The sequence below is a fragment of the Sphingopyxis sp. DBS4 genome (assembly GCF_024628865.1).
Classification (GTDB): domain Bacteria; phylum Pseudomonadota; class Alphaproteobacteria; order Sphingomonadales; family Sphingomonadaceae; genus Sphingopyxis.
This window is the reverse complement of record NZ_CP102384.1, coordinates 2,079,167-2,093,851: the sequence shown is the minus strand read 5'-3', so window position 1 is coordinate 2,093,851 and position 14,685 is coordinate 2,079,167. Positions and strand designations below refer to the sequence as shown.

Below are 14,685 nucleotides of genomic sequence, written 5' to 3'. Positions count from 1 at the left end.
TCCCTTATATTTCGGTCGCCCCGGCGGCCTTTTGGGTAAAGCGCGCGCCGTGTGGCGTCAGCGGGCTGCGCAAACATCGGTCAGGCGCGGGAAACCCACGGCCTGCCTCACGGCGCGATTGACGCTGCGCCCGGCTTTCCACATGCCCGGCGGATGGAGAGGGCGGGAGGCCGGGGGGCGGGACCGTTGGCTCCAGGTCCATATTCTTTTCCAAGGTGCCGCCCCTTCAATGAATTTTCTCCAGCGCTTTTCGCCCCACGCCCATGATGTCGCCATCGACCTCGGGACCGTGAACACCGTCATCTATGTTCGCGGGCAGGGGATCGTCCTCAACGAACCGTCGGTCATCGCGCTCGAAACGCGCGACGGCGTCCGCAGCGTCAAGGTCGTCGGCAACGACGCCAAGCTGATGATGGGCAAGACGCCCTCGAACATCGAGGCGCTGCGCCCGCTGCGCGACGGCGTCATCGCCGACATCGAAGTCGCCGAGCAGATGATCAAGCATTTCATCGACAAGGCGCTCGGCGGGCCGAGCCGGCTGCGCCGCCGCAGCAACGTCGTCGTCTGCGTGCCGACCGCCTCGACGATCGTCGAGCGCCGCGCGATCCGCGACGCGGCGTCGAACGCGGGGGCGGTGAGCGTGCAACTGCTCGAGGAGCCGCTCGCCGCCGCGATCGGCGCCGGGCTGCCCGTCACCGAGCCGCTTGGCACGATGGTGGTCGACATCGGCGGCGGCACGACCGAGGTCGCGGTGCTGTCGCTTGGAGGGGTCGCCTACAGCAATTCGGTGCGCGTCGGCGGCGACAAGATGGACGACATGATCGCCTCGTCGATCCGCCGGAAGCATAATATGATGATCGGCGAAATGACCGCCGAACGGGTCAAGCTCACCATCGGATCGGCGGTCGCGCCCGGCGGCGCGGGGCTGTCGATGGCGGTCAAGGGGCGCGACCTGGTCAACGGCCGTCCGTCCGAGGTGACGGTGACCGAGGCCGAGATCGCCGACGCGCTCGCCGAACCCGTGTCGCAGATCGTCAGCGCGGTGCGCGCCGCGCTCGAGGGAACGCCGCCCGAACTCGCCGCCGACATCATCGACGAAGGCATCACGCTGACCGGCGGCGGCGCGCTGCTGCGGCGGCTGGACCAGGCGATCGCCGAGTCCACTGGGCTGCCCGTCCGCGTCGCCGACAATGCGCTGACCTGCGTCGCGACGGGCGCGGGCCATGCATTCGAGGAAAGCGCCTATCGCCATGTGTTGCTCGCCGCCTGATCGGCCTCGTCATTGCAGGGCGCCAAGCCGCCTTGCCAGACGGTCGTGGCGCGCTTAGGATGTAGCAAGAAATTGATTGCTATGGGCGGTTCAGAAACAAAATCGATATGGATGTCGCTGTCGCGCGCACCTTTCTGGAAATCGTGAAAACCGGCAGCTTCGTCGGCGCGGCCGCCAATCTGAACCTCACCCAGACCGCGGTCAGCGCGCGCATTCGCGGGCTGGAGGCGCAGCTCGACCGCCCGCTTTTCGTCCGCAACAAGGCGGGGGCGCGGCTCACCCCGGCGGGCGAGCAATTCCTGCGCTTCGCGACGACGATGGTCCAGGTATGGGATCGCGCGCGGCGCGCGATCGCGCTGCCGCCCGGACGCGACACGGTGGTGACGATCGGCGCCGAGCTCAGCCTGTGGAGCCCGCTGCTGCGCCACTGGCTGCTCTGGATGCGCCGCGAATGCCCCGACATCGCGGTCAGCACGTCGATCGACACGTCGGACCGGCTGATGGAGCGCGTGCAGGAGGGGTCGCTCGACGTGGCGGTCGTCTATGCGGCGCCGCCCCTGCCGGGGGGCGTCGCCGAACTGCTGTTCGAGGAGAAGCTGGTGCTCGTCCGCACGACCCCGACCGACCGGCCGCTGACGGCGGAGGATCATGTCGCGATCGACTGGGGCGCGGATTTCGCCGCGGGCTATCGCTCGGCGTTCCCGGAGCAGCCCAATGCCGTGGTTTCGATCGATTATGGGCCGCTCGCGCTCGACTATATCCTCGCCACCGGCGGCAGCGGCTATTTCCGCGAAGGCTTCATCCGGCCGCATCTCGCCGAGGGGCGGCTGGCGATCGTCGCCGACAGCCCCGCCTTTTCCTATTCGGCGCATGTCGTCCATTCGGCGACGGCGGACGCGGGGGTGATGGAGCGCATCCGGCGCGGGCTGCGCGCGGCGGCGACGGGGGCGGCATGACGGGCGACCGCGCCTCGCCGGTCTGTTACGGCGCCGAAGCCGACGACGTCTATATGGGCTATGCGCCGCGCGACGAGATATTGGCCGCGCTCAACGAACTGCTCGAGGCCGAGCGCGCCGGCGCGCGCGTCGCGCTGGCGAGCGTCGGCGATGCGGTGAGCGCCGACCATGCCGCGATGATGCGCCTCGTCCGCGCCGACGAAGCGCGCTGGTGCGCGATGCTGTCGCGCCAGATCCGGCGGCTCGGCGGCACCCCGTCGCGCAAGTGCGGCGCGTTTCGCGGCAAGGCGATGGCGATTGCCGACCCGATCGAGCGCCTCGCTTTCCTCAATCGCGGCCAGGCGTGGGTGGTGCGGAGGCTCGCCGAACTGATGCGCCGGGTGCGCGACGATGCGCTCCACGCCGACCTGCGCGATATGCTGGAAAGCCACCGGGTCAATATCGACAGCGCCGCCGCCTTTCTGGACGCGAACGGGCCTTCGCCGGACGGGGCGGCTTGACGGCAAAATTTCGCGCCTCAGCCATGAAGAATATGCATTTGTCGAACCCCGGCGGGCTGCGCAACAGGCCCGCGACACCCCATCGAGACAGGAAAGACGCCCATGGACAAGCCGAACCCTTCGCCGCGGCCCGAGACGATCGCGGCGGCGCACGGCGTCGCGGGCGACACGGCCTTCGGCGCCGTCGCGCCGCCGCTCTATCTGTCGAGCACTTATGAATTTGCGGGGTTCGAGGCGCCGCGCGCTTATGATTACGGCCGCGCCGGCAATCCGACCCGCGACCTGCTGGCGAGCGCGCTCGCGAAGCTGGAGGGGGGCGCCGGGGCGGTCGTCACGTCGAGCGGGATGGCGGCGCTCGACCTGATCGTGTCGCAGCTTCCTGCCGGCGCGCGCGTGGTCGCGCCGCACGATTGCTATGGCGGGTCGATGCGGCTGCTCAAGGCGCGCGAGGCGCTGGGGCAGGTGTCGCCGCGTTTCGTCGACCAGCGCGACGACGCTGCGGTCGCGGCGGCGCTGGCGGAAGCGCCCGCGCTGCTGCTGATCGAGACGCCGAGCAATCCGCTGCTCCGCGTCGTCGACATCGCTTCGCTCGCGGCGCGCGCGAAGGCGGCGGGGGCCATGGTCGCGGTCGACAATACCTTTCTGTCGCCGGCCTTGCAGCGGCCGATCGCGCTCGGTGCCGACTATGTCGTCCATTCGACGACCAAATATCTGAACGGCCATTCCGACGTGATCGGGGGCGCAGTGATCGCCGCTGACGCCGGAGGGCTGGAGCGTATTGCGCATTGGGCCAATGTCGTCGGCTGCGGCGGGTCGCCGTTCGACGCCTGGCTGACGCTGCGCGGTCTGCGCACCCTGTTCGCGCGAATGCGCGGGCAGCAGAGCAATGCGATGGCGATCGCCGAGATGCTGAGCCGTCATCCCGCGGTCGCGGCGGTCCATTATCCGGGCCTGCCGGGCCATCCCGATCATGCGCTTGCGGCGCGCCAGCAATCGGGTTTCGGCGCGATGCTGAGCTTCGAACTCGCGGGCGGCGTCGAAGCGGCGAAGCGGCTGATCGGCGCACTCGGCGTCTTCACTTTCGCCGAATCGCTGGGCGGGGTCGAAAGCCTGATCGTCCATCCGGCCACGATGACTCATGCCGACATGGGCGACGAAGCACGGGCGCTGGCGGGGATCGGCCCCGGCCTGCTCCGGGTCTCGGTCGGTCTCGAGGCCGAGGAGGATCTGCTGGGCGATCTGGAGGCGGCGCTGGCGGCCTGCTGACACGGCCGCGCTTCATCCGCTCGGGGACATAGCCCGGTTATTCCGCCAGCCCGGTATAGGAATCGGGCCGACAGATTCGCGATCCTGAAACATAATTGATATAGGCGTTCGCGCACGGGGGGGAAAGTTCGTGGAGCTTACCCGGTGGAACACAGATATCTTTATGCAGCGATCGTGGCCGCGTTTCTGATCGCGCTGATCGCTTATGGCGTGATGGGCGCCGTCAAAAAGGCGCGCCACCGCCGTCGTCTGCGAGGCGAATATTGGCGGCACGGCCCCGCCGAATGACGGCGATCCGGAACATGATCGTTTCGGACAGAATCGTCATCCCGGCGAAGACCGGGATCTCACCCTGTCGTTCTGGTGCGCCGGCGAGATCCCGGCTTTCGGGGGGATGACGGGATAGCTGGTGTTTCGCCCCTAGCCCGATCACGCTCTAGATTTCCGCCGCCGCTTCGGCCGGGCCGTCTGCCCTCGCGCTTCGCTTCAGGACCGATCGGATGATCCGGTGAAGATGGGCGGTTGCATAGATGGCGAGCGGCCATGCAATCGTGTTGATCAGGTCGGATTTCGTGTCCGGCCAATTCCAATTGCCGAGATGGATGCGATCCAGGCACTCATTTCCCCCGGCCAGCAGAATGACCGTCAGCAACGGAAGGAGGCGATCGAAGGATCGCCCCGTCAGCAGGCTTGCCGCCAGAAAAATGAACATCCCGGCATGGATGTGCAGGATGGCGTCGGGCAATCCGGTGGTCGTGCCGATCCAGATGATCCGCTCGTGATATTGTGCCGCAGCTTCCTGGAGGAATAGCATGGCAGGTTCCTTCTGGGGGAGAATGAAGGGGGAGGGACTTCGATCGTTCGGGCAGGGCACCGATCGATACGATACGGACATCAAAATCTTGGCGGAGCGGGAGGGATTCGAACCCTCGATACGGTTTTGCCGTATACTCACTTTCCAGGCGAGCGCCTTCGACCACTCGGCCACCGCTCCGCTGCACCCGGTCGTTTCGTGCGGAGCACGAAGCGTGAATCGGATGCTCCAATTCGCTCTGGAAGGGGCGCCCTAATCGCTTGCCGGGTCTTTCGCAAGTCGGATGGGCGTGGCAGACAGGCGCGATGAGACATCTGCTCCTGGCCGCCGCCCTGCTCGCTCTTCCGGTTCATGCCGGAGAGCCTGCCCCGATCCCGTCGCCCGGCGAGATTGCCGCCGCGGCACCCGCGAGCGACTGGATTGCGATCGCGCCGTCCGACCTGCTCGTCATGGACCTCGCGCCCGATGCGAAGGGCAAGCCGCGCCGCGTTGTCATCCAGTTGATGCCGCCGCCTTTCAGCCAGGGCTGGATCGGCAACATCCGCAAGCTCGCCGCCGCGCATTGGTGGGACGGCACTGCCGTCACCCGCGTGCAGGACAATTATGTCGCGCAATGGGGCGATCCGACCGAGAAGAAGCCGTTACCCGAGGGGTTGGCGACGGTGCCGGAGAGTGAGTATGTCCAGCGCGTGCCTGCCGCCGAAGAGGAACAGCTCGGCCGGCTTGAACTGGTCGATTCCTATGCCGAGGCGGCCGATATCAGGGATGGCTGGCCGCTTGCCCAGAGCGGTGATTATTGGTGGCCGGTCCATTGCTACGGCGCGGTCGGCGTCGGTCGCAACATGTCGCCCGATACGGGCTCGGGCGCCGAACTCTATGCCGTGATCGGCCACGCGCCGCGCCATCTCGACCGCAATATCGCGGTCGTCGGCCGCGTGATCAGCGGGATCGAGCATCTGTCGAGCCTGCCGCGCGGCACGGGCGACCTCGGTGTCTATGAGCGCGCGGAGGAGCAGGTGCCGATCCTTGCGATCCGGCTCGCGACCGACTTGCCCGCGGCCGAGCAGCCGAAATTCGAATATCTGTCGACCGACAGTGCGAGCTTTGCGCGCTACGCCGACGCGCGGAAGAACCGCCGCGATCCCTTTTTCATCACGCCCGCGGGTGGCGCCGACATCTGCAATATCGCGGTGCCGATCCGGCCCGTCGCCGCGAAATAGGCGCGGTGGAGGATTTTACCGTCACGACACCGCTCTGGCGCTGGCAGTCGGCGACCGCGCCCGCGGCGTGGTTCTTCCTGACCATCGCGGGCGAGGCCGCCGACGGGATTCGTCTCGCCGCGATCGGCGGCCAGTGGCTCGACGGCCGCAAGGGATTCGGCTCGGCCCGTGTGCGCGCGACGATCGGCGACACGCGCTGGAACACCTCGGTCTTTCCGCACCGCGAAAGCGGCGGCTGGCTGCTTCCGGTCAAGGCCGCGGTCCGCAAGGCCGAAGACCTTGCCGAGGGTGACGCGGTGACGGTGACCGTCAGTCTTTAGGCGGGTTTTCCGCTTTCGCCTCGCGCGCCTGCGTCTTGCGCTTGCGCAGGTTGGCGCGCAGCGCCTCGGCCAGGCGGCGCTCGCGTTCGAGGTCGGCGGGGGAGGGCGGTTTGCTCACAAGGGGGGCGATGCGGCGAAATCGGCGCAGCGTCAAGCCTCGCACCTTGACAGCGGCAAGGCGCCCCGCCATAGGCCGCGCCTGCCCAGCGAGCATCTGTTCGCGGGCGTCCCGGATGCTGCTGTAGCTCAGTGGTAGAGCGCACCCTTGGTAAGGGTGAGGTCGAGAGTTCAATCCTCTCCAGCAGCACCATTTTCCGGATTATTCGGCCAATGGCTCGGCCTAACCCGGCAAGACGGGGCCGGCCCTAGATACGCGCCGACAGCAGCCAGTCGTGGAACAGCTTGACCGACGGCTGGCGCAGCGCGCGCGGGCGGCAGACGAACCAGTAGCTGTAGGGACTGTCGACATCGAAATCGAACAGGCGGACGAGCCGCGGATCTTGCGCGTCGTCGAAATGATGCCCGTGCATGAAGGCGACCCCGATACCCTGCGCCGCCGCTTCGAGCATCAGCGGACCCGAATCGAAGAAATCGATCCCTGCCGGCTCAAGATAGGGCATACCGACCGCCTTCCGCCACTCCGCGAAGGTCTCGGGCATTTCGCGGTGGAGCAGGACGGTCAGGCGCTGCAATTGTTCGGGGACGGTGATCGCGCGGCCGTCGTCGGTCAGTGTCTTGGCCGCGATGGGGAACACCTTGTCCTGGTCCAGCCGTGCCGCATAAAGCGCCGGATCGATCGTTCGTGCGAGCGCGATCGCGGCGTCGATCCCTTCGCCGAGCCGCGCCTCGGCGTGCGACAGCGTGTCGAGATCGATATGCAGTTCGGGGTGCAGGCGGCGCAATTCGGGAAGGCGCGGAAAGAGCCGCTGCTGCGCAAAGAGCGGCAGGACATTGAGGTGCAGGCGCAGCGATGCGTCGGGACTGCCGACACGGCCGAGCACCCCGCGCAGATCGTCGATGATCGGCGACAATTGTTCCTGAAGCTCGCGCCCCGTCTCGGTCAGGCTGAGGCCGTGGTGGTGACGGTTGAAGAGCGGCCGTCCGACCGCGTGTTCGAGCGTCTGGATGCGCCGCGACAGCGCCGGCATCGACAGGCCAAGCTCGCTCGCGGCCGCCTTTACCGTGCCGTGGCGCGCGACCTCGAGAAAGGCTTCCATGCTGCTGAGGGGGGGAAGGCGTTGCATGATCGTCTCGGCGGCGGTGATGGCATGGCGCTTACTGACATGCCAGAAAATTTGTGCGGTGCGGCGTAATTGGCGTCTGCTCGTTCCGAGCGAACGGGGGTCGAAAATCGGGAACGACCATCCTATCTTCCGCATATTGACCTCTTTGCGGGAGAAAGAATTTGGCCGACGCCGCGGTAAAAGAGAAAAGCGTCAAACTGCAAGTCGCCAATGCGCGCGCCGAGGAAAGCGGGGGCGGCATTGCCCGTATCCCGCGATCGGCGATGGCTCAGCTTGGCGTGACCGAAGGCGACGTCATCCAGATCAGCGGCAAGCGCGAGACCGCTTCGCGCGTCGTCGCACCCTATGCCGAGGACGAGGGGCTGGAGGTCATCCGCCTCGACGGCCTGCAGCGCGCCAACGCGGGGGCCGGGGCCGGGGACATGGTGCAGTTGAGCCGCGCCGAAACGCGCCCCGCGACGCGCGTCGTCTTTGCGCCCGCGCAGGAAAATCTGCGGCTTCAGGGTTCGGCGAATGCCTTGAAGCGCAGCTTCTTCGGCCGCCCGCTCGTCGCGGGCGACACCGTTGCGACCGCTGGGCAGCAGCGGCTGCCGTCGGGCGACATGCCGCCACAATTGCGCCAGATGCTCAACGCACCGGCCTATGCGCTCGCCGAAGTGCGCCTGCTCGTCGTCTCCGCGAGCCCCAAGGGGATCGTGACGATCGACGAGAATACCGAAGTCGAACTGCTTCCCGAATATCAGGAGCCGCAGGATACGCGGCGCACCGACGTCACCTACGACGATCTCGGCGGGCTTGGCGATACGATCGACCAGCTTCGCGAGATGGTCGAGCTGCCGCTCCGCTATCCCGAACTGTTCCGCCGGTTGGGCGTCGATCCGCCGCGCGGCGTGCTGCTCCACGGCCCGCCGGGAACGGGCAAGACGCGTCTCGCACGCGCGGTCGCAAACGAGAGCGAGGCGCAATTCTTCCTGATCAACGGACCCGAGATCATGGGCAGCGCCTATGGCGAATCCGAAAAGCGGCTGCGCGATGTGTTCGAGGCCGCGACGAAGGCCGCGCCGTCGATCCTGTTCATCGACGAGATCGATTCGATCGCGCCGAAGCGCGGGCAGGTGACGGGCGAGGCGGAGAAGCGCATCGTCGCGCAGCTCCTGACCCTGATGGACGGGCTGGAACCGCGGACGAACCTGGTGGTCATCGCGGCAACCAACCGTCCCGATGCGATCGACGAGGCGCTGCGCCGTCCGGGCCGGTTCGACCGCGAGATCGTGATCGGCGTTCCCGACGAGAGCGGGCGGCGCGAGATATTGGGCATCCACACGCGCGGTATGCCGCTTGGTGAGGATGTCGACCTGGCCGAACTCGCACGCACGACTTTCGGCTTCGTCGGCGCCGATATGGCGGCGCTGACGCGCGAGGCCGCAATCGAGGCGGTGCGGCGGATCATGCCGAAGCTCGACCTGGCGGCTGGGACGATCCCGCCCGAGGTGCTGGAGGAATTGCGCGTCACGCGCGATGACTTCAACAACGCGCTGAAACGCGTGCAGCCCTCGGCGATGCGCGAGGTGATGGTGCAGGCGCCGAAGACGCGCTGGAGCGACATCGGCGGCCTCGATGCCGCGCGCGACAAATTGATCGAAGGGATCGAACTGCCGCTCAAAAATCCCGAAGCGTTCCGCCGTCTCGGCATTCGCCCGGCGAAAGGCTTCCTGCTCTATGGCCCGCCCGGAACCGGCAAGACGCTGCTGGCGAAGGCGGCGGCGCGCGAATCCGACGCGAACTTCATCTCGATCAAATCGTCGGACCTGCTGTCCAAATGGTATGGCGAGAGCGAGCAGCAGATCGCGCGGCTGTTCGCGCGAGCCCGGGCGGTCGCGCCGACGATCGTCTTCATCGATGAGCTCGACAGCCTCGTCCCCGCGCGCGGTAGCGGGACATCCGGCGAGCCGCAGGTGACCGAGCGCGTCGTCAACACGATCCTCGCCGAGATGGACGGGATCGAGGAGATGCAGTCGGTTGTGGTTATTGGCGCCACCAATCGCCCGAACCTGATCGATCCGGCGCTGCTGCGTCCGGGGCGGCTCGACGAGCTCATCTATGTGTCGGTGCCGAATGCCGAGGGGCGGAAGCGCATCCTCGAGATTCACACCGGCAGGATGCCGCTTGCGGAGGATGTGTCGCTCGACACGTTGGCCGAGCGCAGCGAGCGCTTCACGGGCGCCGATCTGGAAGATCTCGTCCGCCGCGCAGGTCTTGCGGCGCTCAAGCGGTCGCTGAGCAGCGATGTCGTCACCATGGCGGATTTCGAGGCGGCGCTGAAGGATACGCGGGCGTCGGTGACCGAAGCCATGGAAAGGGATTATGAAAAGATCCAGGGCGAGATCAAGCAGGCGGCGATGAGCGTCGATCCGATCGGCTTCTTCGCGCCGGGGATGCTCAAGCCGATGCGCGAGCGGAAGCATCCCGACGATCCGCCCGAAGAGACGAAGGATTGAACCTGCTCGTCCCGGCGAAGGCCGGAATGGCGCGGGAGCTTGATGACTTTGGTTTCCTCGCTCGTCATTGCGAGCGAAGCGAAGCAATCCAGGGCGGTTTACGCACGCTCTGGATTGCCGCGTCGCTTCGCTCCTCGCAATGACGAGTGAAGGCAATGCGATCTTGCTCTAAATATGTATGTCCGGAACAGTCTGGTCCTGCCGTAGCGCGGACCAGCCCCACACCACCAGCCAGACACAGAAGGCGGCCATCAGGCCATAGGCGGCCATCGCGTGCCAGTTGTAGAGCAGCACACCGATCGCGGGCGAGATGATATAGGCGGACCCATTGATCGACGCGGTCATGCCCGCGACGCTGCCTTGATCACGGCGCGGGACCGATAGCGACGCACCCGCGGTGAAACCGGGACGAAAGAGACCGAAGCCGAGCGACGCGAACGCAAAGCCGATGACGATGGCGTGCATATCCTGCGCCAGTCCCGTCATGATGATTCCCGTCCCGCCAAAGGCGGCGCCATAGAGCACGGTCGTGCGCGGCGTCATCTTGAGTAGCGGGATCAGCCCCCATTGTGCGAGCAGCGTCGCGAAGGCGCCGCCCATCAGCACGATGCCGGTGATCGCGGCGCCCTCGTCGGGTTTCAGCCGCAGATGCAGCCGGTCGAGGATCAGAAAGCCGATGACGCCGAGCATCATTGCTTGCGCCTGGCCACCGAAAAAGCCCGCGTAGAGCCAGGGACGAACGCGCTCGTCGCGCCAGCCGAGCGACTCCTGCGTCGCAGGGTCGCGGTCATTCTCGTCCTCGGCGGTCGGCTCGGCAGGGCCGGCGGAAAGCGGATAGGAGGCGATCGCGCCGCGGGCGGCAAAGCGCGGCGTGTCGTTCGGAAGCCGCCAGCGCAACATCACCAGCACGATCATGCCGATGATCGCGAAGACGAGAAGCGGGCCGGCGAGGCCGAAGATCGGCAGGATGAAGAAGGGGGCGACGGCGGGGCCGATGACGGTGCCGAGGCCGAAGGATGAGGAGACGAGCGACAGGGCCTGGGTGCGCTCCTCTGCGTCGGTGCGCGCCGCGACATAGGCCTGCACCGCCGGCGGCGATGCCGACCCGAAACCGCCGTAGAGGCTGCGGAACAGCGCGAAGAGGATGAAGGTCGTGCTGGCCGCGAGCCAGCCCGACAGGCCCGCCCACAGCGCGAGGCCGCATAGCGCCATCGACAGGAAAAAGCCGATGATCCCGCGCGCCATCAGCACCTTGCGGCCGCGCTTGTCGGACTGGCGCGCCCAGTAGGGCGCGGTCAGCACCCAGAGCAGCGCCGACCAGCTGAACGCCAGGCTGACCCAGACGTCCGGAATGCGAAGTTTGGCGCCGATCGCGGGCAGGATCGACTGCATCGCGGTGTTGCCGGCGGCGGCAACGAGCATGACCGCGAACAGCACCGCCATGCGGTCGGCAGGAATCGATTTGGCCGTCACCTCGTCCCCTTTCGGTCGCCCTGCGCCGCGGTCAGCGTCTTCCTACACGCGAAAGGGGGGCTGTCCAGTGTCAAGACCGACTCTTTCCTTGCGCTGGCGGGCCGATTTTGCCACGCACTTATTCAGCCGCAACAATGCGAAAGCCGTCATGACCAATCCTCGGGCGCAGGCCCAATCGACCGTCTCGCCGATCCGCCGGGTCCGCGAGAAGCTGAAGCGCTTTTTCGGACCGTGGGGGATGTTCGTGAAGGGCTTTATCAAGCATCCGGTCATGGTCGGATCGATCGTCCCGTCCTCGCCGACCCTGATCCGCCACATGCTGCGCCCGGTCGACTGGAAGAATACGAAATTGTTCGTCGAATATGGCCCCGGCGTCGGCACCTTCTGCCGCCCGGTGCTCGAACGCATGGCGGGCGATGCGACGCTGATCGCGATCGATACCAACCCCGATTTCATCGAATATCTGCGGGGGGACATCCGCGACAGCCGCTTCATCGCGGTCCACGGCTCGGCCGCCGATGTCGAGGAGATCGTCCGCGCGCACGGCTTCGAGCAGGCCGATTATGTGCTGTCGGGCCTGCCTTTCTCGACGCTGCCGGCGGGGGTCGGCCCCGCGATCGCCGCGGCGACGCACCGCGTGCTGCGTCCGGGCGGCGCCTTCCTCGTCTATCAGTTTCGCGCCCGCGCCCGCGATTTCCTCGCCGCCCATTTCCGGCGCATCGACAATGCGTTCGAATGGGTGAACGTCCCGCCCTGCTTCCTCTTCTGGGGCTGGAAGGACTAGATTTCGCTCTCGGGATCGATCTCCCCCAGCCCGAAATTCAGCCGCCGCGTCACCGTATAATCGGCGACGCCGACGACGAACCAGGCGAGCGTCCAGCGCAGCCGCGTCAGCCAGCTCGCCCGTGCCTTGTGGCTCGCGGCCGTGACGATCTCGCAATCGCCTTTCAGCCCGTCCAGAAAGTCGCGCATCTGCTGCGCGAAGCCCGCATCCTCGATGCGCAGCATCCCCTCGACGTTCAGGAACAGGCTGCGCATGTCGAAATTGGCCGTGCCGACGTGGACGATGTCGTCGATCACGATCAGCTTCATGTGCAGCCGGCACGGCTGATACTCCCATATCGCCGCTTTCTGGCGGAGCAGATAGCCGTAGAGCAGCCGCGATGCGCCGATCGTGGCGGGGTTGTCCGACTTCGCCGCCATCACGAAGCGCGCTTTCCCCGCCCGCGCGACCCGGCCGAGCCGCCGGAGCATCCCCTGACCGGGCGAGAAATAGGCCATCGCCATGTCGAGCCGCCGTGCCCCGACCAGATCGCCGCGCACCATTCGCGCCCAGGGCGACAGGCGCTGGGTCGGACCGCCGACCAGCCAGGACAGCGGCTTGCCATCGACCGGCCATTCGCGGATCAGCCGGCGCAGCACCAGCAGCTTGCCGTCGTCGTGGACGGTATAATTGTGCAGCGCCTCGAACCAAGCGGTCATGTCCGCGACGACGGGGCCGCGGATGACGATGCCGAGGTCGAACCAGCAATGCGTCCGCCGGTCGCTGAGATAGGGATTCGCGATGTTGAAACCGCCGGTTACGCCGGCTTCGCCGTCGATCAGCAGCAATTTCTGGTGGTTGCGGACGAGATAGCTCGACCGCCAGCGTCGTGAGAAGAAGATGACGCTGCCCCCCGCGGCGCGGAGCGGCGCGAAGAGGCTGTCGGATATGTCGCCCGACCCGAAGCTGTCGATCACCGCGCGCACACGCACGCCGCGCCGCGCCGCCGCGGTCATCGCGCCGAGAATTTGCTGCCCGGCATCATCGTCCTCGAAAATATACATGATCAGGTCGACGCTGCGGATCGCGCCACCGATCAGCGCGAGCAGCCGTTCGAGCCTCCGTTGGCCGTCGAAGATGACCTCCAGCCGATGGCCCGCCACGTCTGCCTTCAACGTATCAAGGGGGCCGGCGGCGGCATCGGGCTCGGTCATGTCTTGCTCATAGGCTTGGGGGCGTGGAGCCCGCAAGGGCAGGGGTTTTATTGACATCGGCGGCGCTCGCTGCTAGCGCGCAGCGCTTGCCGCCATGCCTTTGGCTGGCCTCTCCGCTTCTAAGGAAACACAATGGCCCGCGTTACCGTCGAAGATTGCGTCGACAAGGTTCCCAACCGCTTTGATCTGGTGCTGCTTTCCGCGCATCGCGCCCGCGAAATTTCGGGCGGCTCCGAACTGACGGTCGATCGCGACCGCGACAAGAATCCGGTCGTCGCGCTGCGCGAAATCGCCGAGCAGACGGTGCGTCCCACCGACCTCGGCGATGCGCTCGTCGGTTCGCTCCAGAAGGTGGTCGTTGACGATGACGATACGCCCGACGAAATCAGCTCGATCGCGCGTTCGGCCGAAGCGCTTCGCCTGACCGCGGCGGCGCCGCCGCGCAGCCCGGCCGGTGGTGGCGGCGACTTCGAATAAGCGCCGACGACAGTCGATAACCAAGGGGGCCGCGGGAAACTGCGGCCCTTTTTGATTCAGAGGAGCTTCGTGAGTTCGGCGATGCGGATCGCGCGCGAGGCGAGCATGGGTTCGAGGATGACGCCGATGCGGTGCGCGCGCGGCGAGGCGATTTCGACGTTGAACAGGCTGTTCGCGATCACGTCGGCGATCTGCACGCCGTCCGAGCGCCGGCTGTCGGCGAGCGACGCCTGACCCCAGCCCGCGAGCCCCGCCTGGATCGTTTCGCGCACCCCGGCCAGGATCACCGGGTCGTAGCGGCCGTCGTCGATCACGACGTCGGTGCAGACGCCGCCGGTTTCGGGAAGCCAGTTGCTCACCGCGAGATCGAGCAGCGCGGTATAGAGCGCAAGATCGGTCGCGAGCCGGCCATCGGCGGGCGGCGCAAGATTGTCGCGCTTCGCCACCGCGACCCACGCCCGTCCGCCCGCGCGATCGAAGAGTTCGAGCAGATAGGCGCGCTCGGTCAGGCTGATCCGGCTGCCCTTGAGCTCGCCGCGCAGCCCGGTGACGGCGCGGAAGCGGGCATGGATTGCGGCAGCGGCATCGGGGGAGAGCATCACGGCCGCGAAGGTCATCGCGCCCGTATTGAGTCCGCCCGATTCATCGCAATAGATCGTCATGCCGCACC

Annotated in this window: 17 protein-coding genes and 2 tRNA genes; 12 read left to right on the top strand and 7 right to left on the bottom strand. The window is 66.9% G+C overall.

Annotated features, from left to right (window positions below):
• Positions 1–229: 229 nt before the first annotated feature.
• From NP825_RS09910 to NP825_RS09890, 5 genes are all read left to right on the top strand, one after another.
• Complete coding sequence (locus NP825_RS09910; protein WP_257551021.1) at positions 230–1,270, top strand: rod shape-determining protein; 1,041 nt, start codon at positions 230–232, stop codon at positions 1,268–1,270.
• A gap of 107 nt (positions 1,271–1,377) precedes the next feature.
• Positions 1,378–2,226, top strand: coding sequence for a LysR family transcriptional regulator (locus tag NP825_RS09905; protein ID WP_257551019.1), 849 nt, complete (start codon positions 1,378–1,380; stop codon positions 2,224–2,226).
• Positions 2,223–2,726, top strand: coding sequence for a DUF6306 domain-containing protein (locus NP825_RS09900; protein ID WP_257551017.1), 504 nt, complete (start codon positions 2,223–2,225; stop codon positions 2,724–2,726). The genes NP825_RS09905 and NP825_RS09900 overlap by 4 nt, the downstream gene beginning before the upstream one ends.
• Positions 2,727–2,828: 102 nt before the next feature.
• On the top strand, positions 2,829–3,992 hold the full coding sequence (gene metB, locus NP825_RS09895; protein WP_257551015.1) for a cystathionine gamma-synthase: 1,164 nt from the start codon (positions 2,829–2,831) through the stop codon (positions 3,990–3,992).
• Between the two features lie 144 nt (positions 3,993–4,136).
• Positions 4,137–4,280, top strand: a complete 144-nt coding sequence (locus NP825_RS09890; RefSeq protein WP_257551013.1) for a hypothetical protein — start codon at positions 4,137–4,139, stop codon at positions 4,278–4,280.
• A gap of 148 nt (positions 4,281–4,428) precedes the next feature.
• Here the strand turns inward: NP825_RS09890 and NP825_RS09885 are convergent, their stop codons facing one another.
• A complete protein-coding gene (locus NP825_RS09885; RefSeq protein ID WP_257551011.1) occupies positions 4,429–4,806 on the bottom strand; it encodes a hypothetical protein in 378 nt (125 codons plus the stop codon).
• Between the two features lie 89 nt (positions 4,807–4,895).
• Positions 4,896–4,986, bottom strand: a tRNA-Ser gene (locus NP825_RS09880).
• Between the two features lie 125 nt (positions 4,987–5,111).
• Between NP825_RS09880 and NP825_RS09875 the strand changes: the two genes are divergently transcribed.
• Both NP825_RS09875 and NP825_RS09870 read left to right on the top strand, forming a co-directional pair.
• On the top strand, positions 5,112–6,026 hold the full coding sequence (locus tag NP825_RS09875; RefSeq protein WP_257551009.1) for a peptidylprolyl isomerase: 915 nt from the start codon (positions 5,112–5,114) through the stop codon (positions 6,024–6,026).
• Between the two features lie 5 nt (positions 6,027–6,031).
• Positions 6,032–6,346 (top strand): DUF1905 domain-containing protein, encoded by a 315-nt coding sequence (locus NP825_RS09870; protein WP_257551007.1) that lies wholly within the window; start codon positions 6,032–6,034, stop codon positions 6,344–6,346.
• On the opposite strand, the gene NP825_RS09865 is transcribed toward NP825_RS09870, so the two are convergent.
• Complete coding sequence (locus NP825_RS09865) at positions 6,336–6,500, bottom strand: hypothetical protein (RefSeq protein WP_257551004.1); 165 nt, start codon at positions 6,498–6,500, stop codon at positions 6,336–6,338. The two genes, NP825_RS09870 and NP825_RS09865, sit on opposite strands and share 11 nt — an antisense overlap.
• 81 nt (positions 6,501–6,581) lie before the next feature.
• On the opposite strand from NP825_RS09865, the gene NP825_RS09860 reads away from it, so the two are divergent.
• Positions 6,582–6,656: transfer RNA gene (locus NP825_RS09860), tRNA-Thr, on the top strand.
• A gap of 55 nt (positions 6,657–6,711) precedes the next feature.
• Here NP825_RS09860 and NP825_RS09855 read toward each other — a convergent pair.
• A complete protein-coding gene (locus tag NP825_RS09855; RefSeq protein ID WP_257551002.1) occupies positions 6,712–7,590 on the bottom strand; it encodes a LysR substrate-binding domain-containing protein in 879 nt (292 codons plus the stop codon).
• Between the two features lie 161 nt (positions 7,591–7,751).
• Here NP825_RS09855 and NP825_RS09850 point away from each other — a divergent pair, with 161 nt between their 5' ends.
• Together NP825_RS09850 and NP825_RS09845 are read left to right on the top strand one after the other, a co-directional pair.
• Entirely contained in the window at positions 7,752–10,088 is a 2,337-nt protein-coding gene (locus NP825_RS09850; protein ID WP_257550999.1) for a CDC48 family AAA ATPase, read from the top strand.
• Positions 10,085–10,231 carry a hypothetical protein gene (locus tag NP825_RS09845; protein WP_257550997.1) on the top strand — a complete coding sequence of 49 codons (147 nt, stop codon included), beginning with the start codon at positions 10,085–10,087 and terminating at the stop codon, positions 10,229–10,231. The genes NP825_RS09850 and NP825_RS09845 overlap by 4 nt, the downstream gene beginning before the upstream one ends.
• 25 nt (positions 10,232–10,256) lie before the next feature.
• On the opposite strand, the gene NP825_RS09840 is transcribed toward NP825_RS09845, so the two are convergent.
• Complete coding sequence (locus NP825_RS09840) at positions 10,257–11,531, bottom strand: MFS transporter (RefSeq protein ID WP_257551371.1); 1,275 nt, start codon at positions 11,529–11,531, stop codon at positions 10,257–10,259.
• A gap of 178 nt (positions 11,532–11,709) precedes the next feature.
• Between NP825_RS09840 and NP825_RS09835 the strand changes: the two genes are divergently transcribed.
• Entirely contained in the window at positions 11,710–12,345 is a 636-nt protein-coding gene (locus NP825_RS09835) for a class I SAM-dependent methyltransferase (protein ID WP_257550995.1), read from the top strand.
• On the opposite strand, the gene NP825_RS09830 is transcribed toward NP825_RS09835, so the two are convergent.
• Positions 12,342–13,538, bottom strand: coding sequence for a phosphatidylserine/phosphatidylglycerophosphate/cardiolipin synthase family protein (locus tag NP825_RS09830; RefSeq protein WP_257550993.1), 1,197 nt, complete (start codon positions 13,536–13,538; stop codon positions 12,342–12,344). The genes NP825_RS09835 and NP825_RS09830 overlap by 4 nt on opposite strands.
• A gap of 132 nt (positions 13,539–13,670) precedes the next feature.
• On the opposite strand from NP825_RS09830, the gene rpoZ reads away from it, so the two are divergent.
• A complete protein-coding gene (rpoZ, locus tag NP825_RS09825) occupies positions 13,671–14,015 on the top strand; it encodes a DNA-directed RNA polymerase subunit omega (RefSeq protein WP_257550991.1) in 345 nt (114 codons plus the stop codon).
• Between the two features lie 56 nt (positions 14,016–14,071).
• On the opposite strand, the gene NP825_RS09820 is transcribed toward rpoZ, so the two are convergent.
• Positions 14,072–14,677: a DUF3800 domain-containing protein gene (locus tag NP825_RS09820; RefSeq protein WP_257550989.1), complete on the bottom strand. Its 606-nt coding sequence runs from the start codon at positions 14,675–14,677 to the stop codon at positions 14,072–14,074.
• Between the last annotated feature and the right edge of the window lie 8 nt (positions 14,678–14,685).